The sequence below is a fragment of the Corynebacterium sp. MSK006 genome, from assembly GCF_030232385.1.
Classification (GTDB): domain Bacteria; phylum Actinomycetota; class Actinomycetes; order Mycobacteriales; family Mycobacteriaceae; genus Corynebacterium; species Corynebacterium frankenforstense_A.
Window position 1 is genome coordinate 54,849 of sequence record NZ_JASPJZ010000002.1, and the last position, 26,580, is coordinate 81,428.

Sequence of the window (26,580 nt, forward strand, 5' to 3'; positions counted from 1 at the left end):
TCCGCGCCCGGGGCGCCCGCGAGACACCTAAAACCACCACGAGGAGAGCAATGACCGAGTCCAAGCACAGTCCACTGGCCTCCCGGCACGAGCAGCTGGGCGCCACCTTCACCGACTTCGGCGGCTGGCAGATGCCGCTGAAGTACGGCAACGAGCTCGACGAGCACCGCGCCGTGCGCGGGGCCGCCGGCATCTTCGACCTGTCCCACATGGGTGAGCTGCGCGTGCGCGGCGCCCAGGCCGCCGAGTTCCTCGACTACGCGCTGATCTCGAAGCTCTCGGCGATGAAGGTCGGCAAGGCGAAGTACTCCATGGTCGTCGACGCCGAGGGCGGCGTGATCGACGACCTGATCACCTACCGCCTCGGCGAGGAGGAGTTCCTCGTCGTGCCGAACGCCGCGAACACCCCGCACGTGGCGGCCGCCTTCGCCGAGCGCGCCGAGGGCTTCGAGGTGTCGATCGACGACCAGACCAAGGCGACCGCCCTGGTGGCCGTGCAGGGCCCGGACTCCGAGGGCATCGTGCGCGAGCTCGTGGCCGAGTCCGACCACGCCGCCGTCGCCGAGCTGGGATACTACGCCGGGGTGCCGCTGACCGTGGCCGGCGTGGCGGACGTCCTGGTCGCGCGCACCGGCTACACCGGCGAGGACGGCTTCGAGCTGATCTTCCCCGCCGAGCACGCCGAGACGGTCTGGGACGCCGCGGTCGCCGCCGGAGGCGAGGGGCTGACCCCCTGCGGCCTGGCCGCGCGCGACTCGCTGCGCCTCGAGGCAGCCATGCCGCTCTACGGCCACGAGCTGACCCGCGAGGTGACCCCTCTGGCCGCCGGACTGGGCGTGCTGGTGAGCAAGAAGAAGGAGGGCGACTTCTTCGGGCGCGTGCTTGTCGACGCCGCGCCGCCCGCCCGTGTGCTCGTCGGTTTCACCTCCGAGCAGCGCCGCGCCGCGCGCGAGGGCGCGAGCGTGGTCAACTCCGACGGCGAGGAGGTGGGCACCGTGACCTCGGGCCAGCCCTCCCCGACCCTGGGCCACCCCATCGCGCTGGGCTACATCGACCGTGGACTCGCAGAGCCCGGCACCGAGGTCACCATGGTCATCCGCGGCCGCGAGTACCCCTTCACCGTCGCCGAGACCCCCTTCTACTCCCGCAAGCGCAACTGAGCGCCTACGCACCGATAAGCTTGCCTCCAGGCACCACCAGAAAGGTTTTCCCATGAGCTCCCTGCCCGAGAACTTCTCCTACTCCGCCGAGCACGAGTGGATCGACGCCGCCGCCGACGAGGCGGTGGGCAAGACCGTCAAGGTCGGCGTGACCTCCGTGGCCACCGAGCGTCTCGGCGAGGTCGTCTTCGCCGAGCTGCCCGAGGTCGGCGACACCGTCACCGCCGGCGAGCCCTGCGGCGAGATCGAGTCCACCAAGTCGGTCTCCGACCTCTACTCGCCGGTGACCGGCACCGTCACCGCCGTCAACGACGACGTGCACGACAACTACGAGGTCATCAACGACGACCCGTTCGGCGAGGGCTGGCTCTACGAGGTCGAGGTCGACGAGGTCGGCGAGCTCGTCGACGCCGCGACCTACGCCGCCGACAACGGCGTCGAGTAAGCGGTTCCCCGACCCCCTCCCCCGCAGGGCCCGGCGCCGTCGGCGTCGGGCCCTGCGCGTAACCTGAGACACATCATGACCGCGCCACGTGACCCGTTCTTCCCCTCCGACCGCTCCATCCGTTCCGCCTCAGAGCCGCCGGAGATCCGCCGGCTCGGCACGGTGGACTACCTCGAGGCCTGGCACCTGCAGGCCGACCTCGCCGCCGCCCGCCACCGCGGGGAGATCGGCGACGTGATCCTCGTGCTCGAGCACCCGAGCACCTACACCGCCGGCAAGCGCACGCAGCCGGAGGACCTGCCCGACAACGGCCTGCCGGTCATCGACGTCGACCGCGGCGGGCGCATCACCTGGCACGGAGAGGGACAGCTGGTGGTCTACCCGGTCATCGAACTGGCCGACCCCGTCGACGTGGTCGACTACGTGCGCCGCCTCGAGGAGGCGCTCATCCAGACGGTGCGGCGCGTGGGCGTGCCGGACGCCGGCCGCATCGACGGCCGCTCCGGGGTGTGGGTGCCCGCCGACCCCGACGACGCGGGCGGGCACGTCTCCACCGAGCCCGGCGCGCTGCCCGGCACGATCCTCACCACGGGTGCGGACGCCGGCGCGTCCGCACCAGAGAATGGGGCCGCGCCGGAGAAGGACGAGGCCGCGGCGGGCGGCGGGGCGGGCACCTCGCTGCACCGGCCGGACCGGAAGGTCGCCGCGCTCGGCATCCGCGTCACCCACGGGGTGACCATGCACGGGCTGGCCCTGAACTGCTCGAACACCCTGGAGTACTACCACCACATCGTCCCGTGCGGCATCCGGGACGCCGGGGTGACCACGCTTTCCCACGAGCTGGGCCGCCACGTCAGCGTCGATGAGATGACCGAGCCGCTGCTCGGCGACCTCGTCGACGCGCTCGAGGGTCGGCTGCGCGTGGCCGACCACTCCTTCGGATCGGCACCCGACCCCACCAAGGGCCTGCCGCACCGCAACCACGTCCACCGCGCACACCAGTGACCGGCGGGTCGCGGCGGGCCGAGGGCGCCGGCGCGGCCGTAGCCCGCCCCCTCGCGGGGGTGATGTTGACCATGACCACAAATATGTAAGGTTGAGTCCGTGACTACTTCAGCACCGGAAGGACGCAGGTTGCTGCGCATCGAGGCGCGCAACTCGAAGACCCCGATCGAGCACAAGCCCCGCTGGATCCGCAACCAGGTCAAGAACGGGCCGCAGTACCAGGACATGAAGAACCGTGTCCAGGGCGCCGAGCTGCACACCGTCTGCCAGGAGGCCGGTTGCCCCAACATTCACGAGTGTTGGGAGTCGCGCGAGGCGACGTTCCTGATCGGCGGCGCCAACTGCTCGCGGCGCTGCGACTTCTGCATGATCAACTCCGCCAAGCCGGAGCCGCTGGACCGCGACGAGCCGCGCCGCGTGGCCGAGTCCGTGCGCGACATGAAGCTGAACTACTCGACGATCACGGGTGTCACCCGCGACGACCTGCCCGACGAGGGCGCCTGGCTCTACGCCGAGGTCGTCCGCCAGATCCACGAGCTCAACCCGCACACCGGCGTGGAGAACCTCACCCCGGACTTCTCCGGCAAGCCGGACCTGCTCGCCGAGGTCTTCGAGGCCCGCCCCGAGGTCTTCGCGCACAACGTCGAGACCGTGCCGCGCATCTTCAAGCGCATCCGCCCGGCGTTCCGCTACGAGCGCTCGCTGGAGGTCATCCGCGCCGCCCGCGACTTCGGCCTGATCACCAAGTCGAACCTGATCCTGGGCATGGGCGAGACCTACGACGAGGTCATGGAGGCCCTGCGCGACCTGCACTCGGCCGGCTGCGACATCATCACCATCACCCAGTACCTGCGGCCGGGCCCGCTGTACCACCCGATCGACCGGTGGGTGAAGCCCGAGGAGTTCCTCGCCTACTCCGACGCCGCCTACGAGATGGGCTTCGGCGCGGTCATGTCCGGGCCCCTGGTGCGCTCCTCCTACCGCGCCGGGCGTCTCTACGCCCAGGCGATGGAGGCCCGCGGCCTGGAGCTGCCGGAGAACCTGAGCCACCTCAAGGAGACCTCGCAGGGCTCCACCGCCCAGGAGGCGAGCACCCTGCTGGACAAGTACGGCCCCTCCGACGACGCCGACTCCGCGGTCGTCTCCGCCGAGTCGCGCCGCCACGCGCACGCGCGCGCCTGATCCCGCCCGCCCGATTCAGGTGAACCACACCCGCGGTTAACCCGCGGACCATGGGCCCCGGCCTTCCGCCGGGGCCCATCCCCTATTGTTGAGGGCATGGCAGACGCGAAGAAGGCCGCGGACAAGGCGGCGAAGAAGGAAGAGTCGAAGGCCAATCGCGCCAAGCGCAAGCAGAACTTCACCCAGCTGTGGCAGGCCTTCAACATCCAGCGCAAGCAGGACAAGTGGCTGATCCCGCTGATGCTCCTGGCCGTCGTCGTGCCGGCGGTGCTGCTCTTCGTCATCGGCATGTTCACCGGTGGCAAGTGGTTCCTGCTCGTCATCGGCCTGATGCTCGGCGTCCTCGCCGCACTGTGGGTGATGACCCGCCGCATCGAGAGCTCCGTCTACGACAAGGCGCAGGACTCCCCGGGCGCGGCCGGCTGGGCGCTGGAGAACATGCGCAACACCGTCGGCGTCGTCTGGTTCACCAAGACCTCGGTGGCCATGACCACCCACCTCGACGCCGTGCACCGCGTCGTCGGCGTGCCGGGCATCGTGCTCGTCGGTGAGGGCGAGCCGCACCGCCTCAAGCCACTGATGGCCCAGCAGAAGCGCCGGCTCAACCGCCTGGTCGGCGGCGTGCCGGTCTACGAGATCTTCGTCGGCGACGGCGAGGACCAGGTGCCGCTCAAGCGCCTGCAGCGCGAGATGATCAAGCTGCCGCGCAACTACAAGAAGGACGACGTCTACCCCATCAACGCCCGCATCGAGGCGATGGACAACCACGGCGCCGGCGCCAACCCGATGGCGGGGCTGCCCAAGGGCCCGCTGCCCAAGGGCGCGAAGATCTCGGGAATGAACCGCCGCGCCCGCCGCGCCCAGGAGCGCAACAAGAACAAGTAAGCGCGTCCGCCGCCCACGCGGCCCCAGACAGGCGGAGACCCCGCCGGGAGAAGCACTCTCCCGGCGGGGTCTCCGCCACGTCGCGCTGCGCGACGTCGTCAATCTCTTTGAAAAACGCCTAGCCGCGGATCACCGCGGTGCCGGTCACGCGGTCGTGGACGCCGCGGCCGTCGGAGTCGACCATGGCGGCCAAAAAGATCGTGCCGGTCATCAGCACGCGCACCGCCGAGCGCCACAGGTCGACGCGCCGGCCGGGCTCGTCGACGCGGGCCACCCCCATGCCGAGCACCGCCTGGCCGGGCGTGCGGGCGAAGAAGAGGCACGAGGCGAAGCCGAGCAGCAGGAAGTACAGGTAGGTGTAGGTCGCCGTGCCCAGCCACTCGGAGAACATGTGGGTGAACCCGCCGAGGATCCAGCAGATGATCCAGTCGATGAGCACGCCGCCGGCGCGGCGGGTGACACTGGCCAGCGCGCCCGGGCCGTGCTCCGGCAGTCCCAGCAGCTCGCCGGGATAGGCGGAGACGCGGGACTCGCTCTCGTACTCGGAGGGGATCGCCGGCCCGTCGAGCCAGCTGCGGCGCGGTTGAGTCATGCACACAAGGCTAATGCACACCCGAATCCGTGGGGGTGGCCGGTGCCCCGTCGCGCACCCGCGCGCGATACCCTGGACGGGTGAGCCCGTCGCCCGGCGGAAGATTTATTAGTCGCGCGACAGTTAACCCCCTATACTCGGGCCCACGAACCGTCCGCCCTGCGCGGCAGAGCGCAGAACATCCCTGGCAAGGAGAGACCGTGGCCTTCAATTCGACCGAAGACGTCCTGAAGTTCATCAAAGACGAGGAGGTCGAGTTCGTCGACGTCCGCTTCACCGACGTCCCCGGTGTCGAACAGCACTTCACCATCCCCGCAGACCTCTTCGACGAGGACGCGATCGAGGAGGGCCTCGCCTTCGACGGCTCCTCGATCCGCGGGTTCACCACCATCGACGAGTCCGACATGAACCTCCTGCCGGACCTGGCCACGGCCCAGATCGACCCGTTCCGCACGTCGAAGACGCTGAACATCCAGTTCTTCGTCCACGACCCGTTCACCCGCGAGCCGTTCTCGCGCGACCCGCGCAACGTCGCCCGCAAGGCCGAGGAGTACCTGGCCGCCACCGGCATCGCCGACACCTGCAGCTTCGGACTCGAGGCCGAGTTCTACCTCTTCGACAAGGTGCGCTACTCCACCGAGATCAACAAGGCCTTCTTCGAGGTCGACTCGGAGGAGGGCTGGTGGAACCGCGGCGAGGAGACCAACCCGGACGGCACCCCGAACCTGGGCCAGCAGACCCGTGTCAAGGGCGGCTACTTCCCGGTGCCGCCGTACGACCGCACCGCCGAGGCCCGCGACGCCATGGTGCGTGTGCTCAAGGACTCCGGCTTCGAGATCGAGCGCTTCCACCACGAGGTGGGCACCGGCGGCCAGCAGGAGATCAACTACCGCTTCAACACCCTGCTGCACGCGGCGGATGACCTGCAGACCTTCAAGTACATCGTCAAGAACACCGCGCACCGCATGGGCCAGGCCGCGACCTTCATGCCCAAGCCGCTCGCCGGTGACAACGGCTCCGGCATGCACGCCCACCAGTCGCTGTGGAAGGACGGCAAGCCGCTGTTCCACGACGAGTCCGGTTACGCCGGCCTCTCGGACACCGCCCGCTACTACATCGGCGGCATCCTCTCCCACGCCCCGGCCGTGCTGGCGTTCACCAACCCGACGCTGAACTCCTACCACCGCCTGGTGCCCGGCTTCGAGGCCCCGATCAACCTGGTCTACTCGCAGCGCAACCGCTCGGCGGCCGTGCGTATCCCGATCACCGGCTCCAACCCGAAGGCCAAGCGCATCGAGTTCCGCGCCCCGGACCCCTCGGGCAACCCGTACCTGGGCCTGGCCGCGATGATGCTCGCCGGCCTCGACGGCATCAAGAACCGCATCGAGCCGCACGCCCCGGTGGACAAGGACCTCTACGAGCTGCCGCCCGAGGAGGCCAAGTCCATCCCGCAGGCGCCGACCTCGCTGGAGGCCTCGCTGAAGGCCCTCGAGGAGGACAACGAGTTCCTCACCGAAGGCGACGTCTTCACCGACGACCTGGTGGACACCTACATCCGCTACAAGTACGACAACGAGATCACCCCGGTGCGCCTGCGGCCGACCCCGCAGGAGTTCGAGATGTACTTCGACTGCTAGTCGGAGGCTGCCGGCTCCGGCCCCGACCGGAGCACCGGCTGCCGGGCTGCGCGGACCCGCGATTCCGCGCGCGGAGGTCGTGGCGCGGCGGTAGGCTCGCGCGAGTGAATGAGCCCGCGAAGCCTGCAGACGCCCACGACCTCATTTGTGTGCGTGGCGCCAACGAGAACAACCTGCGCCACGTCAGCCTGGACATCCCGAAGCGGCGCCTGACCGTCTTCGCCGGGGTGTCCGGCTCGGGGAAGTCCTCCCTGGTCTTCGACACCGTCGCCGCCGAGTCGCGGCGGCTGATCAACGACACCTACTCGAGCTTCGTGCAGGGCTTCATGCCCACGCTCGCGCGCCCGGACGTCGACGCGCTCGAGGGGCCGACCACCGCGATCGTCGTCAGTCAGGAGCAGCTGGGCGGGGGCGTTCGACGTCGCGGAAGTGGTTGACGCGGCGCTCTCCCTCGACGAGGGCGCGGTCAAGGTGCCCGGCTACAAGCCCGGCTCCTGGAGCCTGCGCCAGTACGCCGACTCCGGCCTCTACCCCACCGACGTGCCGGTCGGTGAGTTCACCGCCGAGCAGCGCGACCTGCTGCTGTGGGCCGAGCCGCAGCGGATGAACTACCTGGGCCACAACTCGACCTACGAGGGGCTGATCCCGAAGCTGACCAAGTCGGTGCTCTCCAAGGAGCGCTCGGGGCTGCAGAAGGCGATGCGCGAGTTCGTCGACCGCGCGGTGACCATGGGGCCCTGCCCGGACTGCGGCGGCACGCGCCTGGCGCCGCACGCGCTCGAGTCGCGCATCGCGGGCAGGAACATCGCCGAGCTGTGCGCGATGGAGGTCCGCGAGCTCGCCGGGTGGCTGGCAGAGCTGGACTCCCCGTCCTCGGCGCCGCTGGTGCGCGCGATCCGCGAGACGCTGGACAACTTCGTCACCGTCGGGCTGGGCTACCTCACGCTCGACCGGCCGGCCTCGACGCTCTCGGGCGGCGAGGCGCAGCGCATCAAGATGATCCGGCACGTCGGCTCCTCGCTCAACGACGTCACCTACGTCTTCGACGAGCCGACCGCGGGCCTGCACCCGGCGGACGTGGAGCGCCTGGACACGCTGCTGCTCCGGCTGCGCGACAAGGGCAACACGGTGCTGGTGGTCGAGCACCGCCCGCAGACCATCGAGATCGCGGACCGGGTCGTGGAGCTCGGCCCGGGCGCTGGCACTGCCGGCGGCGCGATCGTCTTCGAGGGCAGCGTCGAGGAGCTGCGCCGCACCGACACAGTCACCGGCCGGCACATGGACGTCGGCTACGAGCTCAAGGCGGATGCGGAGTGCCGCACCGGCGACGGGGTGCTGGAGATCCGCGGGGCGGCGGCGAACAACCTGCACGACCTCGACGTGGACGTCCCACGCGGGACGCTGACGGCGATCACGGGCGTGGCCGGCTCGGGCAAGTCCTCGCTGTTGGGCGCCATCGAGCCGGACGAGAAGACCGTGTGGGTCGACCAGTCGCCCATCTCCGGCTCGCGGCGCTCGAACCCGGCGACCTACACCGGGGCGCTGGACCCGATCCGCAAGGCCTTCGCCAAGGAGAACGGGTCAAGCCCGCGCTCTTCGCCCCCGACTCCGAGGGCGCGTGCCAGAACTGCAACGGCGCCGGGGTGGTCTACGTGGACCTGGGCTTCGTGCAGGGCGTCGACGTGCACTGCGAGGTCTGCGAGGGTCGGCGCTTCGACGCGGCGGTGCTCGAGCACCGCTTCGGCGGGCTGGACATCGCCGAGGTGCTCGACCTACCGGCCGCCGAGGCCGCGGAGTTCTTCGCCGACGCCGAGCACCGGGTGCCCGCGGCCGCGCGGATCGCGGGCTACCTGGTGGACGTGGGCTTAGGCTACGTGCGGCTGGGCCAGCCGCTGACGACGCTCTCGGGCGGCGAGCGCCAGCGCCTCAAGCTGGCCTCGCACCTCAACGAGAAGGCCACGCTCTTCGTGCTCGACGAGCCGACGACGGGCCTGCACGTCGCCGACGCGGGCGTGCTGGTCGGTCTCTTCGACCGGCTGGTCGACGCCGGGGCGACCGTGATCGTCGTCGAGCACAACCCGGCGGTGATCACGCGCGCGGACCACGTCATCGACCTGGGCCCGGGCGCGGGTTCCGACGGCGGGCGCGTGGTCGCCGAGGGCACGCCGCGGCAGGTCGCCACGAACAAGGACTCGGCGATGGGACGCTACCTCGCGCGGTTCATGTGAGGGGGCGGGGTTCCGGAGACCGTCAGGGCTGAACCGAGGGATCCTCGCTGCGCCACTGCAATGCCCCCCCCGCGATCAGGTCCGCGGCGAGAAGATCGCTGTGGAAGCGGCGGAACATGGTGCCGCCCCGGCGCATGAGGCGCACGTTGAGCTCGTAGGCCGCGTCGAGGAATGCCTTACGGAACGGCTCCTCGGGATCTGCTTCGTAAAGCTTCTCAAGCCCCTCGATATCAAAGTCCCAGCACCGCACCTGGGCCTCGTTATACGGGCCCGGAAAGTTGTCGACTACGCATTCCTCGGCCAGCGTCGAGTTGTCCGGGATCGAAAAGAGCGCGGTATTGATCTGGATCAGGTAGTAGAACCCTGCCTCGCCAGCCTCTTCATCCATGATCTGGTAGACCACCAGGACCTCGAGATTCCCCATGTTCACGGCCAGCGCCCGCCGACTGAGCGGCGACTTGGCGGTTGAGGGCATGCATGAGACCGTCCACAGGTGGCGCACCGTGTTCACCGGGTCCGGGCAGGTCTCGTAGAGGTACCAGCCGACGATGTCATGCACGTACGCATAGCCCTCGAGAGACATCAGCTCCACGAACCGCTCCGCGTCCTTGCCCACGACACTCTCGCCGGGACGCACCCGGCGGTCGCGTTCCCAGGGCAGGATGACGCTGACCTGCTCGTCGACACTGACCTCCATCTCGCGCTCACCGCCGGGGTGGTCGGCGTCGCGGATGTTGCGGACACCGGCCTCGGCCTCGGTGGTGTGGATGAGCATCTTCTCGGGGGCATCCAGGTCCCCCTCGGGGATCGGGAAGAACTCGAAGGCGACGATGTCGTTCCACCGGCGCCGGTGATTGGCGAACCGGGTGGCCACGTTGACGGACTGGCCCGCGTAGCGCTCGCCGTCGGCGAAGTCGAGGCGGTAGAGGCCGCGCAGCGTCTTCTCCCCGGTCAGGAGGAAGGCCACGGAGTCGAGCTCCCGGATGTCCCATCGCCGGCCGTGCAGCGCGTGTGCCCCGGAACCGGCCTTCACCTTCTCGGTTGCCATTGAGTTTTCCTGTCTAGCAGATCCTGCGAATCTATCAACACAGGAAATTCTATTCCGGCCTTAACCGCCGAAGCTCATGCCCCGGCGCAGGATCTCCGCTGTGGGCCCGCTGCCGGGGATCAGTCGCGCCCGAAGCGCGCCTCGAGGATGCCCTGCAACTGGTCGAAGAGCGGCGTGGGCTCCTTGTAGCGCTCGCCGAGGCGACGCACCGCACCGGCCTGCGAGTCCAGCTCGTTGACCCGGCCGGCGAGATAGTCGCGCTGCATTGAGGTCGTCGCCTCCGCGTCGAGCGAGTCGGCGAACTCCAGTTGCCGGGCCACCGTGTCGTCGGGCAGGTCCACCCCGCTGGCCCACGCCACGCGCGCGGCCTCCTCGAGCAGCGCGGTGTACTGGTCGCGCAGCTCGGTGCGCACGTAGCCCAGCGGGCGCCCGGCCGCCGCGCCCAGCGCGCCAAAGGGCGTGACGAACATGGCCTTGGTCCACACGTCGACCCAGATGTCGCGGTAGACCTCCGTGGGCACGCCGGCCGCGGTGAGCAGGCGCGCGAGCTCGTCGACGCGCTCGTCGGGCGCCCCGTCGAAGGTACCCACGTGGTAGTTCAACGGGCCGTCGGCAAGCTCGACCACGCCGGGGCCGCGGTGGATCATGAAGCCACGCACCACGCCCGGCCACACCCGCCCGGCGCCGAAGGCGTCGGCGGCCAGGTGCGGGACCTCGACGGAGTTCTGGGTCAGCACCACGGGCGCCCCCTCGGTCACGTCGGGGAACTTCTCCTGGCCGGGCAGCACCTTCGTGGCGAGCACGGCGACGTCCACACCGCCGAGCTCGTCGAAGCTCTCGGCGGCCGGCACCTGGACCGTCCGCTCCTCGCCGCGGTGGATGAGGGTGAGACCCTCTCCGTTGATCCGCTTGAGCGTCTCGCCCCGGGCGACGACGGCGACGTCCGCGCCCGATTCCACCAGCCGGGCCGCGAACAGGCCGCCGACGGCGCCGGCGCCAATAATTCCGATACGCATGGCCAACAGCCTAACGCCCGGAGGGGGCGCGGGGGCGGATTCGGCAGCCCCCCCCCCGATCCGCCCCCGGGGGTTGAACCCGCGCGCGGGCGTCCGATACGGCAAATCACCCCCGTTTAAGGGTGTACGTTCATAGTGCAGATATTACATGCCTCAACAGGGGGTTAGCGCGTGATCGGCCAGTTTTCGAAACTGTGAACTGCATTTATGCGTTAACGTGAATGACGGCGGTTGAGAGATCGTCCGGCGGACGAACTAGCCATCAGGCAGGGACGCCACGCGCCGAACGGCCATGGGGGCGCGCCCCGGGTGCACAGCCCGAGCAGGCGCGGCCCCGGAAACCGGAGACCCCGCCGAGCCGGAAAACACCCCCGGCCGAGGCACTGCGCGTCCCCGCCGCACCCAAGGAAAGCTATCGCGTGACCTCTGGATTCCCCGAAACTCCCCGCATCGACTTCCTCTACCTCTCCGAGCCCGACATGATCGAGGCCGGCGTGGCCGACTCCGCAGCGTGCGTGTCGGCGATGGAGGAGGTCCTGATCCTCCTGGCCAACGGCGACTACCGGATGGCCGGCGCCTCCGCGAACTCGCACGGCGCCCAGATCAACTTCCCCGCGAACCCCGAACACGAGGGCATGCCGGCCGACGGCCCGGACCGCCGCTTCATGGCGATGCCGGCCTACCTGGGCGGGCGCTTCCGCAGCGCCGGCGTGAAGTGGTACGGTTCCAACGTGGAGAACCGCGAGCACGGCCTGCCGCGCTCCATCCACGTCTTCGTGCTCAACGACGCCGTCACCGGCGCCCCGAAGGCCGTCATGTCCGCCAACCTGCTCTCCGCCTACCGCACCGGCGCCGTGCCGGGCGTCGGTGTGAAGCACCTGGCGGTCAAGAACGCCGAGACTGTCGGTGTGATCGGGCCCGGCGTCATGAGCCGCACGATCTTCGCCGCGGCCGTCTCCCAGCGCCCCTCGATCAACAAGGTCAAGATCAAGGGCCGCAGCGAGGGCTCGACCCAGCGCGCGGCGGACTGGTTCCGGGAGAACTTCCCGGACGTCGCCGTCGAGATCGTCGACAGCGGGCAGGCCGCCATCGAGGGCTCAGACATCGTCATCGCCGGCACCTCGACCTCGGACGAGGGCCCGTCGGGCTTCCCCTACTTCAAGCGCGAGTGGATCAAGCAGGGCGCGCTGCTGCTCATGCCGGCCGCCGCCCGCCTGGACGACGACTTCATCACCTCCGACGAGGCCAACCTGGTGCTCGACTTCGACGGCCTCTACCGCGAGTGGTTCCACGAGAACGGGCCGGACGTCACCTACGAGCAGCTGCTGGGCATCCCCGGCAACCGCTGGTGGGACATGTACGAGGAGGGCACGCTGCCGGCCGAGAAGCTGGTCAACATGGGCGACATCGCCCAGGGCGACGCCCCGGGCCGCGTCAACGACGAGCAGATCTTCTGCTACTCCATCGGCGGCATGCCCGTCGAGGACGTCGCGTGGGCCCACGACCTCTACGAGCACGCGCTCGAGAAGGGCATCGGCACCAAGCTCAATCTCTGGGAGAACCCGGTCCTCTCCTAAGAGACCTCTCTAAGAGACCTCTCCCCCACCGCGGCGGGCGCCACGGCCCGCCCCGCGCGCACCGCCGGCGCACAACGCCACCACCCGGCCCCTGCCACACCCGACCGGGGCCTTGCCCGGCGCACATCATTAGTCTGTGGATATAAGTACATCTGCACCCGACGCTTCCCGAAAGGAACGCAGCCCCGCCCCGGGGCATTGATCACCGTGAACTTCTCCACACCGGAAGAACTCATCGCCTACATCCGTGACAACGACGTCAACTGGGTCGACGTCCGCTTCACCGACGTGCCCGGCATCGAGCAGCACCTGTCGGTGCCCGCCGACCAGATCTCGGAGGAGTCGCTCCACAACGGCGTGGCCTTCGACGGTTCCTCGATCGCCGGCTACACCTCGATCGAGGCGTCCGACATGATGCTGCTGCCGGACCTGTCGACCGCGGTCATCGACCCGTTCCGCAGGTCCAAGACGCTGAACATGCAGTTCTTCGTCCACGACCCGTTCACCCGTGAGCCGTTCTCCCGCGACCCGCGCAACATCGCGCGCAAGGCCGAGGAGCACCTCTCCGCCTCCGGGATCGCGGACACCTGCACCTTCGGCCTCGAGGCGGAGTTCTACATCTTCGACTCGGTGCGCTACGACACCCAGACCAACGCCTCCTTCCACCAGGTCGAGTCCGAGGAGGGCTGGTGGAACACCGGCGCGGAGTTCAACCCGGACGGCTCGCGCAACCTGGGCCACAAGGTGCGCACCAACGGCGGCTACTTCCCGGTCGCCCCCTACGACCACCTGCAGGACCTGCGCGACGAGATCTCGGAGACCCTCGAGCTGATCGGATTCGACGTCGAGCGCGCCCACCACGAGGTCGGCTCGGGCGGCCAGCAGGAGATCAACTACCGCTTCAACACCCTGCTGCACGCGGCCGACGACCTGCAGAAGTTCAAGTACGTGGTCAAGAACACCGCCAAGCGCAACGGGCGTTCGGCCACCTTCATGCCCAAGCCGCTCGACGGCGACGGCGGCTCGGGAATGCACGCCCACCAGGCGCTCTACAAGAACGGCGAACCGCTGTTCTACGACGAGAACGGCTACGGCGGGCTCTCCGAGACCGCCCGCCACTACATCGGCGGCCTGCTGGCCCACGGCAGCGCGGTGCTGGCCTTCACCAACCCGACGCTGAACTCCTACCACCGCCTGGTGCCGGGTTCGGAGGCCCCGATCAACCTGGCCTACTCGCAGCGCAACCGCTCGGCGGCCATCCGCATCCCGGCGGCCGGTTCCGCGCCTAAAGCCAAGCGCATCGAGTTCCGCGCCCCGGATCCCTCGGGCAACCCCTACCTGGGCCTGACGGCGATGATGATGGCGGGCCTGGACGGCATCAAGAACCGCATCGACCCGGGCGAGCCGGTGGACAAGGACCTCTACGAGCTGGAGCCGGAGGAGGCCGCGGGCATCCCGACGGTGCCGGCCTCGCTCTCCCAGGCGCTCGACGCCCTGGCCGAGGACCACGAGTTCCTCACCGACGGCGATGTCTTCACCGAGGACCTCATCGACACCTACATCCAGGAGAAGTACGACACGGAGATCCAGCCGGCCCGCCAGCGGCCGACGACGCTGGAGTACGAGCTCTACTACGACTGCTAGAGCCCCTTCAATTGACGACGGTCCCGCGGTGCACTGCACCGCGGGACCGTTGCGCGTCCGCGTTCCGTCGGCGTGGGAACGCCGCCGGGCGGGTTACTCCTCGGTGTAGCCCTTGAACTGGGTGGTCTCCGGGTCGCGCGGCAGCACGCGGCTCGACCCGCCCTCGGTGCCCTCGGCACCCGGGGTGTAGCCCGCGGCGTCGTCAGTCTCGTTCCAGTAGTCCGCGCCCTCGGCGCGGTTGCCTCCCTCGTAGCCGGGCTGGTAGCTGTCCTGGTAACCCGCGTACCGGCCCTCTGCGGCGGCCTTCTCGGCGGCCTTGAGCTCGCGGTGCTTGATGTAGACGAACGCGGCCACGCAGGCCAGGCCTACGACGAGGATGCAGGCGCCGATGGTCAGCCCCAGCACCGGGAAGTGCCCGGAGCCGTCCGCGGCCATCAGCTGCACCGGCGACGTCTCTACTTCGGCCGCCGCGGCCACGGCGGTGGCGGGGCCGGCGAGGGCGGCGGTCAGCGACGCCGTGCCGGCGCCGAGGGCGACAGAGGGGCGGAGGTGCGAAGTCATCCTGGAGTGCAGAACCTTTTCGTTGCCTTGATCGTGCGTGGGACGGGGAAAAATGATGCCCGGGTCGGCTAGGCCGACCCGGGCGGGGCTAAAGACTAGCCCAGGTTGCGGGTGCGCCACCAGACGAAGGCGCCCAGCGCGGAGAGGGCGACGATGCCCAGGGAGCCCGCGATCAGGGACCAGTCGGAGGCGGCCATCATGACCTCGGACTGGGCCTGCGGGGCGACGTTCTCCTCGGAGGCGCCGTTCCCGGGCTCGTCCGGGAACTGCACGCCGTTCCAGCCGACGAGCTTGTCGTCCTCGTTGACCAGGGCGAACTTGTGGACGCCCGGGCCCAGGTCGGAGGTGTCGATGCTGATCTGCTTGTTCTTGTCGACCTTCATCCAGCCGAGGCCCTTCGGGGCCTTGTCGTCGCTGAAGACGTAGACGTAGAGCCAGTCGCCGGCCTTGGCCTCCGGGACGGTCAGCAGCAGGCGGTCGTCCTCGAGGGCGCCCTTGACGCCGTGGGCGTTCGCGCTCTTGAGCTCGTCAGTGGTCTTGACCGGGTTCTTCGCGGCCTTCTCCGGCTTGGAGCCGGACTTCTTGGCCTTGTTCGACTTGGTGGACTTCGCCTTCGTCGACTTGGTGGACTTTCGGGACTTACCGGAGGACTTGCTCGATTTGGAGGACTTCGAGCCGGAACCGGAGGACTTGGAACCGGAGCTGGTCGACTTCGAGCCCGAGCCGCCGGAGGTCGAACCGTAGGAGGTCGTGCGCGAGCGGCTGGTCTGCGGCTCCTTGGAGTTGGAGTTGTTCGAGGTCGAGTTCGAGCTCTTCTTGGAGGTCGATGACTTCGTCGAGGTCGACTTGGAGCTCTTGGTGGAGTTCCCGGTGGTATTCGTCGAACCGGTCGAGTTGGTGTCCTGGCCGAAGGTCGCGATGGCGCCGAACATCTTCATCAGGGCTTTGCCGGTGCCCTCGATGGTGCCGTCCGGCACCGAGCCGTCCGACTCGGTGGTGGTGGTCGAGGTGGACGAGGCGGTGGTTTCCTTCGGCTCCTCGATCGTCATCTCGGCCCAGCCGACTACCTTCTTGTCTTCGTCGGTGCTGTCCTTACCCTGGGCAACGAGTGTGATCCCCTCGTCAGTCGGCAAAGCTTCCTTCGGGAGGTGGACATTTCCCTCGGCGTCGATCTGATACCACTCGACCTTGCCGTTCGGGATGTCCTTCCCCGCATCATCCTTTTCCTTAAGGAAGTGCTGCTTCGGGTTGCCGTCCTTGGCCGCGCGCTTTTCCTTGTCCCGGAAGTAGCTGAAGGCGACCCAGTCACCCTCCGTGGCACCGGTAACCTCGACGACGATCTCCTCGTCGCCTTTCTCAAGCTCCTCCACCTTCAGCTTGTGGTTCAGCTCGTTGATGAGCTCGCCGTGCTTGACCGAATGGGGATCGTCCGTGGGCTTGTCTGGGTCCACCTGCTCCTCAGCGCCGGGAGCAGCGAACGGGACCACGGAATTCGCCGAATTGTCAACGCCTGGAGCGTCCGTCGGCACAACTCCGCTCGGCGCGGGAGCGCCGCCTTGATCGGTGGTCTCGGCCGACACCACGGCGGTCGCACCGATGCCCGTCGGGGCGGCGATGATCGCACTCGCAGCGATCATGCCGGCCAATTTGCGGGACAGGTGCTTACGCGCCATGTTTTCGTACCTTTCGTTGCGCATGCGGTGGTTCACCGGACAGGTTCCCCCGAGTCTCGGGGACGGTGGAAGACAGTCTCGGTTCTTAATCATAGATGGTCTACCTTCAAAAGGCTCGGCCAGCTGGGGATCTATTCCTCCCCGCCGACCCCATTGGAGCCATTGCGTCACACTGGCCCCACCCGTCACAGCGACGGGTCGACATCACCTCGAATCAGTACGCGGTGCGGCCCGGCTGACTGCGCTTGCGCCAGCCGATCCGGGTCTCGAATCCCTCGGGGTGGCGCAGCTGGGCCACGGCGTCGCCGCACGCCATCCGCAGGCGCGGGTTGGTCACCGGCAGGTGCATCGCCTCGAACCAGCCGACCTCGGTCGACTCCTCGTCACCGACCACCGGCTCCGCGTCCTCGGGCACCGAGAGCCGCAGGCAGGTGTCCATGTAACTGGCACGGTCGCCGTTGGGGTACTCGGTGGGCCCGACGGCACCGACGCCGAGCAGCGCCTCGACCTTCGCGTCCAGGCCTGTCTCCTCCTTGACCTCGCGGATCGCGGCCACATCCGGGTCCTCGCCCGGGTCCACGATGCCGGTCACCGGGGTCCACTCGCCGTTGTCGGAGCGCTTGACCAGCAGGATCTTCGGCGTCGCCCACACCGGCGCGTCCGCCTGCACGTCACGCACCACGATCGCGGTCACGCCGGGCATCCACAGGTGGTCGTGCCCGATCTTCTTGCGCAGCTCCACGACGAAGTCGGGGGTTCCCATACGTGCTCAGTCCTCTTTCTCGCCGCCGGCGCGGTAGTCGGCCAGCCAGCTCTCGAAGTCGAATCCCCCGCCGCGGCCGGGCAGCGGCTCCGGCTCGACGAGCCGTGCGCCGTCACCGTCTGCAGCGGGCGTGCTTGACGACGTCGCGTCGTGCGACGTCGCATTCGCCTCCACCGTAGGCTGCGGTGCCGCGTGCTGCGGGCCCCAGCCGGCGTGGGCGGATGCGGCGTACGTGGGCGCGACGGGTGCGGGCTCCGCCGTCTCAGGCGCCGCAGGCTCAGCCGGAGCCGGCTCCACGGCCTTCGGCTCGGGCGCGGCGGCGAGCTCGGCGGCCGCGGCCTCGGCCAGCGGCGTCTGCTCGAGGTGGCGGGTGACCACCCAACGCAGCACCGCCGGGTCCACGGCCGCCGCCTCGACCACCACGCCGAGGGCGACCTCGCGGCCGGCGGGCACGACGAGCACGAGGCGGTCGCCGGCGCGCACCAGCGCGTCGACGGCCTGCTCCGGGACCTCCGCGACGCCCGGCTCGGTCCCGGCGCGCTCGCTGGCACCGGCGCTCAGCGCCACCGAGGTCGTCGCCCGGGCCAGGGCGGCCACGGCGTCAGCTGCGGGCTCGGCCTCTCCCCCGCCGGCCAGGCGGGTGGAGCCGGACAGCTCGACCACCACGGCGCCGATCAGCCCGTCGACGTCGGCGGCCAGCCCGCCGAGCAGGTCGGCCAGTGCCCCGGTGTCCTTGTGCCGGGCCATCAGGCGTGCTCCCCGCCCTCGACCTCGGCCTCGCCGGAGTCGTCGCGGCCCTCGCCGCCGACACGAGCCTCACCGTCGGCGCCGACGCGGACCTCGCCGTCCGCGCTCGCCGCCGGCTCCGCGGCCTCAGCCTCAGCGGGCTCAGCCTCGGCGACCTCAGCGGACCCCGAGTTCTCCGCGCCCTCGGCGGTCTCCGGATTCTGCGTCTCGGGCTCGTCCTGGCCGAGCAGCCCACCGGTCAGCTGCGCGGCGAAGCGCTCCGGGTCGAACTCGGTGAAGTACTCCGGGCCTGCGAATCGTTCCTGCGCCATGGTTCCGCCTCTCGTCTTCGCTGTACGTCGACCGCCCCGCGGCGGCCTCAGGGCGCCCACCCTACCGGGCGGCGCGCCCGCCCACGCGGGCTTTACGGACCCCGCAGGCAGCGGCGGTGCGCCCGCCCGCCGGGCGCCACGGGCCCGCCGCACGCGGCCCGAAAACAGCACTACCGCGCGTCGTGGGCGGCGATCGATTCCTCGATGAACTTCTTGACGGCCTCGGCGTCGTTGGACATGTCGGTGACGTGGCGGCCGGCGTCCATGATCCCGGCGAAGCGCTCGGGCACCTCGGGCTCGAGCCCGGTGGCCTCGCGGATCGTCTCGGAGAACTTCACCGGCAGCGCCGTCTCCAGGCACACGATCGGCGAGTCGATCTGACCGCGCAGCCCGCGGGCGACGTGCACGCCGTCGGCGGTGTGCGGGTCCAGCATCACGCCGAGCCTCTCGTGGGTCTCGCGGATGGTCGCCAGGCGGTCGGCGTGCGTGGAGGAACCCGACGCAAACCCGTACTCGTCCGCCGCGCGGCACACCGCGACGTCATCAAGCTCGAAGCCGCCCTCGCGCACCCGGTGCCCGAACAGCTCGGCGGTGAGCCCGGCGTCGCGGCCGTTGAGGTCGAAGATGAAGCGCTCGAAGTTGGACGCGCGCGAGATGTCCATCGACGGGCTCGAGGTCGCCTGCGTCTCCGCCGAGGAGCGCGGGCGGTAGCGGCCGGTGCGGAAGAACTCGTCGAGGACGTCGTTCTCGTTGGTCGCCACGATCAGGCGGTCGATCGGCAAGCCCATCTGGCGGGCGATGTGGCCGGCGCAGATGTCACCGAAGTTGCCGGTGGGCACGCAGAAGGAGACCTTCTGGCCGGGGCCGTCGGTCAGCTTGAGCCAGCAGGAGAAGTAGTAGACCACCTGGGCCATCAGGCGCGCCCAGTTGATGGAGTTGACCGCGCCGATGTGGTGGCGGGCCTTGAAGTCGGCGTCCGCGGAGACGGCCTTGACCACGTCCTGGCAGTCGTCGAAGACGCCGTCGAGGGCGATGTTGAAGATGTTCGGGTCGTCCAGGCCGAACATCTGCGCCTGCTGGAACGGCGTCATGCGCCCGGCGGGGGTCAGCATGAACACGCGGATGCCGGTGCGCCCGCGCATGGCGTACTCGGCGGAGGAGCCGGTGTCGCCCGAGGTCGCGCCCAGGATGTTCAGCGTCGTGTCCCGGCGGGCCAGCTCGTACTCGAAGAGCTCGCCGAGCAGCTGCATGGCCATGTCCTTGAAGGCCGCGGTCGGGCCCTGGGAGAGGTGGCCGAGGTGCAGGCCGTCGTCGAGCGGGGTGACCGGCACGATCTCCTCGTCGTCGAAGACGGGGGTGCGGTAGGCGCGCGCGGTGATGGCCTCGATGTCGGCGGCCGGGATGTCGTCGACGAAGAGCTTGAGGATCTCGGCGGCCAGCGCCGCGTAGCCCTCCTCGGCGAGCAGGGCGCGCCACTTCTCCAGCATCTCCGCGTCGACCTGCGGGTACTCGGCCGGCAGGTAGAGGCCGCCGTCCGGGGCCAGGCCGCCGAGCAGGATGTCGGTGAAGGTCGCGGGGGTGCGGGAGGCGTCGCGCGTGGAGATGTATTTCACGCCGCCCGAGTCTAGTGGGTCACCGCGACGGCGCCCAGGCCGGTCACCGGGACGGGGTTAGTTGAGGTAGCCCATCTCGTAGGCGTAGCGCGCCAGGGAGACGCGGTAGGGCTTGGGCATCGGCGGGCCGGACTTCTCGATGCTGCGGCACAGGTAGTCGATCTTGGAGTTGACCTTCTTCTCCGTCCAGCCGAGCTGCCGGGCGACGGTGGCCACGTCCGGGATCGCCGAGTCGTCCGTGCCGGGCTGGCGCGCCAGGGGCGCGGCCAGCGCCTGCATCAGTTCGAGCTGCTCCTGGTTGGGCACGTGCTTGCCGACGGTCGCGGTCGCCGCGTCCGGCGTGTACGTCGCCCGGGGGCCGTGCACACCGAGGGCGTAGACGTCCACGTGCAGCTCGTAGGTGCGCTCCGAGGTGGAGAAGACGATGGCGGAGGCGCCGGGGGCCAGCGGGGTCTGCGCGCCCGGGCCCAGGTCGGTGCGCGCGAAGCTGCCGCGGCTGCGCGGCTCGATGTCCACGGGCACGCGGCTGCCGACGTTCTTGACCATCCACTGGTTCGCGCTGCACCAGAAGTGCAGCAGGCGGCGGTGCAGGAACTGGTCGTCCTCGCCGACGACGAAGTTGCCGGCGCGCCCGACGATGAGCTCCTCGGACGCCTCGACGACGGTGGACTGGCCGATCAGGTCGTCGAGTCTCAGCAGCGGGGAGCCGGCGCTCTCCGTGCCGGCGGGCTGGCTGCTCAGCATATGGGGATCCTGTTCTTCATCGAGTCGGCCCGGTCACCCCACACCATAGCGAGGAAGCGGGAACGCTCCGCACCCGGCAGCATCACATACGCGCTGCCGTCGGTGGTGTCGACGTCGACCACGTCGACGGTGCACTGGTCGTTGCCCAGCTGAATGGCCTCGCCCTCGACGTAGCGGTCGCGGGTGTCCTGGTCGCCGTAGTCGGCCAGGGTGATGCCCAGCCCGTCGCCGGTGCAGACGATCTTGGCGGCCTGCCCCTCGTCCGGGGCGGCGGAGTGGCAGCTGACCTCGGACCAGCCGCCGCGGCCCTCGCGGTCGCCGGTGATGCTGTCGAAGGCGGCGGCCACGGAGCGGTCCTGCCCGGACCACTTCGGGTGCGCGAGGAACCACCAGGCGCCCACGCCGCCGGCGGCCAGGACCGCCACTGCGGCGACGCCGGCGATGATCCCTACGCCACGCTTGCGCCGCGGCTGGCCGACGGCCTGGGCGGTGCCGGTGAAGGCCGTGGGCGCGGTCTGCATCTGCACGGGGCGCGCGCCCGGGGCGACGACGGGCTCGATGCGGGTGGGCACGTCGTGCTGGGGCGGGTAGTCGCGCGGGCTGCGCGAGCGGCGCTGGCCGGCGGCGTCGCCGCCCTGGGCGCCGGCGCGGGCCAGCGCGTCGATGAACTCGACGGCACTGCTGTAGCGCCGGGCCGGGACCTGGGAAAGCGCGCGCTCGAGGACGCTGCGGATGGCCTCGCGGTGCGGCTCCTCCTTCTCGGCGAAGCGCAGCTCGGAGATGTCCGGGAAGGTGCGGTCGTAGAGCCACTGCGACTGGGTCATGGTGTCCTTGAGCTGCACCAGGGTGAGCATCTCGAAGGCGATGAGCGCCAGCGCGTAGTTGTCCGTGTTCGCCGAGGGCTGCGGGTGGATCACCCCCTGGCGGCCGGCCTCCTTGCCCGGGTAGAGCTCGGGCGCCAGGTAGCCGTCGGTGCCGATGATGGCGGAGAGCTGGGTCACCCGGGTCGACTCCGGGGTCAGGCTGATGCCGAAGTCGGTGAGCATGCTGGCCACGTCGCGCCCGCGGCCGCCGGGGATGAGGATGTTGCCGGGCTTGACGTCGCGGTGGATCACCGGCGGGCTGATCCGGGTGTGGATGTGGTCCAGGGCGCCGGCGATGGGCCGCAGCAGCCGGACGGTCTCGGCGACGGTGAACGGCGAGTCCCACTCCCTGCGGCTGCGGATCTGGTCGTTGAGGTTGGTGCCCGGGATATACTCCATGGTGAAGTACGCCTCACCGTGCGGGGTCACGCCACCGTCGTAGATGTCGACCACCGCGGAGTGGTTGATCTTGGCCAGCGTGCGCATCTCCTGCTGGAAGCGGCGCCGGTTCTCGTCGTCGGCGCCGACCTCCTCGATCAGCCGCTTGACGGCTACCTTGCGGTCGAGGTTCTCGTCACGGCCGAGGTAGATGCGGCCCATGCCGCCCTCGCCGATCTTCTCCAGGATGACGGTGCCGCGCTCGCGCAGGTCGCGGGCGAACTGGTCCTCGGGCGGGGTGACGGGGCCCTGCACCGTCGGCGGGGCGTCCTGGGCCGGCGTGGTGTTGTGCCACTCGTCGCGTCCGCCATCCTCGGCCTGCGGGGCGCGGCCCCATCCCTGCTGACTCATGCTTCTCCAACTGTCCTTCCGCGGGCGGTGATCACCGCCCGCCTTGTCACGTGTGCCTAGAACTCCACGGCGCCCAGGTCGCCGTCCTGGCTGAACACGTGGTCCATCTGCTCGGGGGTGAACGTCTGGGCGGGCCTGCTGACCCGGATGTACTGCAGGCCGCCGTCGCGCTCCACGAAGGCCAGCGAGGCGGTCTCCTGGTCGTTGCCGGCGTTGCCGACGGTGACCAGGTACAGCGCGGTTACGCCGTGGTCGGCGAGCGACTGCGTGGTCGGCACGCCCTCGACGGCGTAGCGGGTGGCGAAGTTGGGCGTGCCGTCGACGACGTCGAGCACCTTCGGCTCGGGCGTGCCGAAGACGGCCTCCGGCGAGAAGTCCTTGCTCTCGCCGAGGTGGTGGTCGACCTGCTTGTCCAGCTGGTTGGGCACGCCGTGGGCGCGGATGAAGCCCTCGATCTGCTCGCGCTCGCGCAGGCCGACGAACTCCTCGGCCAGTGCGCGCACCTCACCCAGGCGCGCGTCCTCCGGTGCCTCGCTTGGCGACGCCGTGGTGGTCACCGTCTCCGTGACCGTCGCCGGCGCGGCCGACTCGGCCTCGCCGTCGCCCTCGCTGCCGGTCGCCCACCAGGCGCCGGCGCCGATCAGGGCGCACACGGCGGCGGTGGCCAGCGCGGTGCCGGCGATGACGGGCAGCAGACCGCGGCGCTTGGGTTCCTTCTTCTTGTCGTTCCTGGCGTCCTGCTCCGGCTCCGGGTGCCCCGGGGCGGGGGCGGCGTTCGGGCCGGACGCGGAGTGCGGGGTGGCAGCGGAGAATGTGTCCGGCGCGGCGGTCTGGCCCGCAGGCCCCCACGCGGCGGTCGCGCCCGTCGCACCCGCCGCGGTGGCAGCGGGCCGGGATGCGGCCGCGCGGCGGTGCTCCTCGGCCAGGAGCGCGTCGTAGCGTGCGCGCCGGTCGGGGTCGCCGAGGATGTGGCGGGCCTGCCGCAGCTCGTCGGCACGCTCGGGGCGACGGGCGTCGGCGCCCCACTCGAGCCGGCCGATCTCCCGGACCAGGCTCGTCGAGTCGGCCGTCGGATCAAGCCCGAGGCTGCGGTAGTAGTCGTGCGTGCTCATCCTTGACCGTCGCTTTCTGGATCGCGGGTTCTCAGACGCCGGTACTGGGCAAGACCCTACTCGGTCGAGCCCGAGATCTCGTCGGCGTCGAAGACCTTGTTTACGGCGACCAGGTACCAGTCGCCGTCCATCTTGGCGAACGTCAGGTGGGCCTTCGGCACACCGGCGTCCTTGTCGCCCACGGAGACCCGGGGGACCGCCGTGACGCCGGCGTCGGACTCCGCGGCCTTGAAGAAGGGCTCGTCGTCCACGGTCATGGTGATGTTGCGGTACGTGCCGTAGTCCACGTCGTCGAGGACGTCCGCGGAGCCGACGCCGACGAAGTCGGTGAAGCGGTCGTTGAGGGCCTCGGCGTCGTAGTCGACGTCGGTGAACTTCTCGGTGAGCTTCTTGTCGGAGTGCTCGCTGATCCAGTCGACGCGGTCGCGGTCGGTGTCCTTCTTGACCAGTTCCTTGGCCATCTTGACGGACTTGCCGCCCTCGGAGCCGCTGCCGCCGGTGACGAGGTTGAAGATGCCGAAGAGGAGCAGGCAGGCCACCGCGGTGACGATGGCGGTGACGATGATCGCCTTGCGCGAGGACTTCGCGTACTCGCCCTTGAGGACGTCGTACTCGCCCTTGAGGTTCTCGGAGGCGCCGGAGAGCTTCTCCCCTGCACCGGCGAAGGCCTTCTTCGCGCCGGCGGCCGCGGTGGCGGCCTGGGCCGAGAAGGCGGACTGCTGGGGCTGCTGGCCCTGCTCGGGCTGCCGCTGGTACTGGCCGAACTGCTGGCCGGCCTGCGGAGCCTCCGGCTGCTGGTCCTGCGACGCGTGCCCGGTGTCGGCCGACGCCTCACCGGCGGAGCCGGCGTCCTCGGCGGCGATGCGCCGGAGGCCGCCGACACGCAGCTCGGGCTGGCTCGGGTCGTCGAGAATCGCGTCGTAGCGGGAACGGCGGGACGGCTCGGAGAAGATGTCGAGCGCGACCTGCAGCTCGTCCGCACCGCCAGGGTTGCCGGTCTCCCCCTCGTTCAGTCGGCGGGTGACCTCCGCGGCGAGTTCCTCACTGGACCGCCCGCGGTCCAGACCGATCGATTCGTAGAGGTTGTAGTGGGCCATCGCTGGCCCTCCTTTCCAGGGGGTCAAGCACGTTGTTTGATCTTACGAAGAAGGAGCCTAAGGCCCCCGCGGGCGGCGACCGCAGCGTTGTGGGGAACCCTCCCCACAGCTAAGCCCCCGGAGACTGCCAGACAGATTTAACCCGCGGCACAGAATAGCAGTCGGTCACATCGCCCACAGCACAAAAATTCGGCTCACGCGGCGGATCGGCTTTTGCCCGCACTCCGCCGGGAGCCAGGGAAAATCAGGAGATGAGCTCGTCGGCGTCCTCGACCTCTTCCGACTCGTCGATGTCGAGCAGATACCAGTCGCCGTCAGCTTCGGCGAAGTAGAGAACGGCCTTGGACACACCGGTATCACGGTCGCCCACGCCAACGGCGTACATAGCGGTGATGCCGGTTTCAGATTCGATCGCGTCCAACATCGTCTCCCCGTCGGCGCTGCCGATGATGCTCATGAAAGCGCCAAAATCCGCGTCTCCGATCACATCGACGGAGCCGACACCCACGTAGTCGGTGTAGAAATCATTGAGATCCTCGGCGTCCGGCGCCGACTTCTTGCTTCCGTGCCAGCCCTCCGCCAGCTTTTTGTCGTAGTGGTCGTTGATCCAGTCGACCCGGTCCCGGTCGGTGTCCTTGGAGATGAACTGCTCGGCCGCCTTCACAGCCGCACCCCCGTTGGACCCGCTGCCGCCGGCGACCCACCACACCAGGCCGAAGATGAGCAGACAGACCAGCGCGGTGGCCGCGGCGGTCACCGCGATCACCTGGTTCGAGGAGCGCGCGTACTCCCCCTTGAGCGTGCCGGGCGCGCCGGACAGCTTCTGGCCGACGCCGGAGAACGCGTTCTTCGCACCCGCGAACGTGGACTGCTGGGGCTGCTGCCCCGGCTGGCCGTACTGCTGGTACTGGTACTGCCCCTGCTGCGGCTCGCCGTACTGGCCGTACTGCTGGTACTGGCCCGGCTGGCCAGGCTGCGGCTGGCCGTACTGCTGGTACTGGTACTGCCCCTGCTGCGGCTGGCCGTACTGGGCGAACTGCTGGTACTGGCCAGGCTGCGGCTGGCCGTACTGCTGGTACTGGCCGGGCTGGGGTTGGCCATACTGCTGGTACTGGCCCGCCTGGCCCTGCTGCCCCATCTGCGGCCCGGCCTGCTGCGCGCCCTGCGGGTTCGCGGCCGCGCCGGCGCCGTTGTCGCCCGAGCCGCCCTCGGCGGCGATCTTGCGCAGGCCGCTGATGCGCAGCTCGGGCTGGTCCGGGTCGTCGAGAATCGCGTCGTAACGGGAACGGCGGGACGGCTCGGAGAAGATGTCGAGCGCCACCTGCAGCTCGTCTGCACCGCCCGGGTTGCCGGCGTCTCCGGCGCTCAGGCGACGCTGGATCTCCTCCGCGAGCTCCTCGCTGGGCCGCGCGCGATCCAGGCCGATCGATTCATAGAGGTTGTAGTGGGCCATCCCTGGCTCTCCCTTCAAGGCGGTGCAGAGTTCATCTGAGCTGACATCTACGGACACTAAGGGCGTACCGGTGTGACGTCCTGCCGCGTGCGGAATCCTCCCCACAGTGGCGACGCCGGAGATTTTCAGCGCAATTTGAATTGGGCCACAGGTTAACAGTCATCGGTGTCACAATCGATGCACACCGACGGGCCCGGGAGGCGCCCACCCCCATGAGTGTTTATGCGGGCAGTACCCCCGACCTCGGGGACATCCCCGAGACATGAAGCCGTCAGAAGAGCAGACCCGAGGATTCGTCACCGAAACCCGAAAATTCCCCGGGTGCATTCGCGAAGAACATCCGCCATTCCCCGTCCCGCTCGACGAAGGCGAGCACGACGTCGAGCTCACCGATGGAAGCGCCCCACGTCGTAGGCGGTGACCCCGTACTCTGAT

Annotated in this window: 22 protein-coding genes and 1 pseudogene; 9 read left to right on the top strand and 14 right to left on the bottom strand. The window is 69.6% G+C overall.

What is annotated here, in order from left to right; translation table 11 throughout:
• Nucleotides 1-50 precede the first annotated feature (50 nt).
• The 5 genes from gcvT to QQA02_RS01655 all read left to right on the top strand — a co-directional run bounded on the left by gcvT (nt 51) and on the right by QQA02_RS01655 (nt 4,677).
• Nucleotides 51-1,160: a glycine cleavage system aminomethyltransferase GcvT gene (gcvT, locus tag QQA02_RS01635; RefSeq protein WP_284863082.1), complete on the top strand. Its 1,110-nt coding sequence runs from the start codon at nt 51-53 to the stop codon at nt 1,158-1,160.
• Nucleotides 1,161-1,212: 52 nt separating this feature from the next.
• On the top strand, nt 1,213-1,605 hold the full coding sequence (gene gcvH / locus QQA02_RS01640) for a glycine cleavage system protein GcvH (protein WP_284776197.1): 393 nt from the start codon (nt 1,213-1,215) through the stop codon (nt 1,603-1,605).
• A gap of 75 nt (nt 1,606-1,680) precedes the next feature.
• A complete protein-coding gene (lipB, locus tag QQA02_RS01645) occupies nt 1,681-2,610 on the top strand; it encodes a lipoyl(octanoyl) transferase LipB (protein WP_284863083.1) in 930 nt (309 codons plus the stop codon).
• A gap of 99 nt (nt 2,611-2,709) precedes the next feature.
• Complete coding sequence (gene lipA / locus QQA02_RS01650; RefSeq protein WP_284863085.1) at nt 2,710-3,792, top strand: lipoyl synthase; 1,083 nt, start codon at nt 2,710-2,712, stop codon at nt 3,790-3,792.
• Nucleotides 3,793-3,888: 96 nt separating this feature from the next.
• Nucleotides 3,889-4,677: a DUF4191 domain-containing protein gene (locus tag QQA02_RS01655; protein WP_284863086.1), complete on the top strand. Its 789-nt coding sequence runs from the start codon at nt 3,889-3,891 to the stop codon at nt 4,675-4,677.
• 118 nt (nt 4,678-4,795) lie between these two features.
• Here QQA02_RS01655 and QQA02_RS01660 read toward each other — a convergent pair whose 3' ends face one another.
• Nucleotides 4,796-5,269 carry an RDD family protein gene (locus QQA02_RS01660; RefSeq protein WP_284775984.1) on the bottom strand — a complete coding sequence of 158 codons (474 nt, stop codon included), beginning with the start codon at nt 5,267-5,269 and terminating at the stop codon, nt 4,796-4,798.
• Between the two features lie 200 nt (nt 5,270-5,469).
• Between QQA02_RS01660 and glnA (QQA02_RS01665) the strand changes: the two genes are divergently transcribed.
• Nucleotides 5,470-6,906, top strand: a complete 1,437-nt coding sequence (glnA, locus tag QQA02_RS01665; protein ID WP_284863087.1) for a type I glutamate--ammonia ligase — start codon at nt 5,470-5,472, stop codon at nt 6,904-6,906.
• 104 nt (nt 6,907-7,010) lie between these two features.
• A pseudogene (locus QQA02_RS01670) lies at nt 7,011-9,134 on the top strand (ATP-binding cassette domain-containing protein).
• Between the two features lie 22 nt (nt 9,135-9,156).
• Here QQA02_RS01670 and QQA02_RS01675 read toward each other — a convergent pair.
• Nucleotides 9,157-10,182, bottom strand: coding sequence for a GIY-YIG nuclease family protein (locus tag QQA02_RS01675; RefSeq protein ID WP_284863088.1), 1,026 nt, complete (start codon nt 10,180-10,182; stop codon nt 9,157-9,159).
• Nucleotides 10,183-10,301: 119 nt separating this feature from the next.
• On the bottom strand, nt 10,302-11,198 hold the full coding sequence (locus QQA02_RS01680; protein WP_284863089.1) for a 2-dehydropantoate 2-reductase: 897 nt from the start codon (nt 11,196-11,198) through the stop codon (nt 10,302-10,304).
• A 419-nt stretch (nt 11,199-11,617) separates the two neighbouring features.
• On the opposite strand from QQA02_RS01680, the gene QQA02_RS01685 reads away from it, so the two are divergent.
• Together QQA02_RS01685 and glnA (QQA02_RS01690) are read left to right on the top strand one after the other, a co-directional pair.
• Nucleotides 11,618-12,775: an ornithine cyclodeaminase family protein gene (locus QQA02_RS01685; RefSeq protein WP_284863090.1), complete on the top strand. Its 1,158-nt coding sequence runs from the start codon at nt 11,618-11,620 to the stop codon at nt 12,773-12,775.
• A 207-nt stretch (nt 12,776-12,982) separates the two neighbouring features.
• The gene (glnA, locus tag QQA02_RS01690) at nt 12,983-14,419 is read left to right on the top strand and encodes a type I glutamate--ammonia ligase (protein ID WP_284775976.1); all 1,437 of its coding nucleotides are present in this window, start codon (nt 12,983-12,985) and stop codon (nt 14,417-14,419) included.
• Nucleotides 14,420-14,512: 93 nt separating this feature from the next.
• On the opposite strand, the gene QQA02_RS01695 is transcribed toward glnA (QQA02_RS01690), so the two are convergent.
• From QQA02_RS01695 to QQA02_RS01745, 11 genes are all read right to left on the bottom strand, one after another.
• On the bottom strand, nt 14,513-14,980 hold the full coding sequence (locus QQA02_RS01695; protein ID WP_284863091.1) for a hypothetical protein: 468 nt from the start codon (nt 14,978-14,980) through the stop codon (nt 14,513-14,515).
• 95 nt (nt 14,981-15,075) lie between these two features.
• Nucleotides 15,076-16,617, bottom strand: a complete 1,542-nt coding sequence (locus QQA02_RS01700) for a hypothetical protein (RefSeq protein WP_284863092.1) — start codon at nt 16,615-16,617, stop codon at nt 15,076-15,078.
• Nucleotides 16,618-16,867: 250 nt separating this feature from the next.
• Nucleotides 16,868-17,416, bottom strand: coding sequence for an NUDIX hydrolase (locus QQA02_RS01705; RefSeq protein WP_284775970.1), 549 nt, complete (start codon nt 17,414-17,416; stop codon nt 16,868-16,870).
• A 6-nt stretch (nt 17,417-17,422) separates the two neighbouring features.
• A complete protein-coding gene (locus QQA02_RS01710) occupies nt 17,423-18,163 on the bottom strand; it encodes a hypothetical protein (protein WP_284863093.1) in 741 nt (246 codons plus the stop codon).
• On the bottom strand, nt 18,163-18,474 hold the full coding sequence (locus tag QQA02_RS01715; protein ID WP_284863094.1) for a hypothetical protein: 312 nt from the start codon (nt 18,472-18,474) through the stop codon (nt 18,163-18,165). Before QQA02_RS01715 ends, QQA02_RS01710 begins: the two co-directional genes overlap by 1 nt.
• Before the next feature lie 170 nt (nt 18,475-18,644).
• Nucleotides 18,645-20,087 carry a threonine synthase gene (thrC, locus tag QQA02_RS01720; protein ID WP_284863095.1) on the bottom strand — a complete coding sequence of 481 codons (1,443 nt, stop codon included), beginning with the start codon at nt 20,085-20,087 and terminating at the stop codon, nt 18,645-18,647.
• A gap of 57 nt (nt 20,088-20,144) precedes the next feature.
• Nucleotides 20,145-20,831 (bottom strand): hypothetical protein, encoded by a 687-nt coding sequence (locus QQA02_RS01725; protein ID WP_284863096.1) that lies wholly within the window; start codon nt 20,829-20,831, stop codon nt 20,145-20,147.
• Nucleotides 20,825-22,483 (bottom strand): serine/threonine-protein kinase, encoded by a 1,659-nt coding sequence (locus tag QQA02_RS01730; RefSeq protein ID WP_284863097.1) that lies wholly within the window; start codon nt 22,481-22,483, stop codon nt 20,825-20,827. Before QQA02_RS01730 ends, QQA02_RS01725 begins: the two co-directional genes overlap by 7 nt.
• 56 nt (nt 22,484-22,539) lie before the next feature.
• Nucleotides 22,540-23,595: a hypothetical protein gene (locus tag QQA02_RS01735; protein WP_284863098.1), complete on the bottom strand. Its 1,056-nt coding sequence runs from the start codon at nt 23,593-23,595 to the stop codon at nt 22,540-22,542.
• A 56-nt stretch (nt 23,596-23,651) separates the two neighbouring features.
• A complete protein-coding gene (locus QQA02_RS01740) occupies nt 23,652-24,692 on the bottom strand; it encodes a hypothetical protein (RefSeq protein ID WP_284863099.1) in 1,041 nt (346 codons plus the stop codon).
• Between the two features lie 244 nt (nt 24,693-24,936).
• Complete coding sequence (locus tag QQA02_RS01745; RefSeq protein ID WP_284863100.1) at nt 24,937-26,163, bottom strand: hypothetical protein; 1,227 nt, start codon at nt 26,161-26,163, stop codon at nt 24,937-24,939.
• Nucleotides 26,164-26,580: the final 417 nt, after the last annotated feature.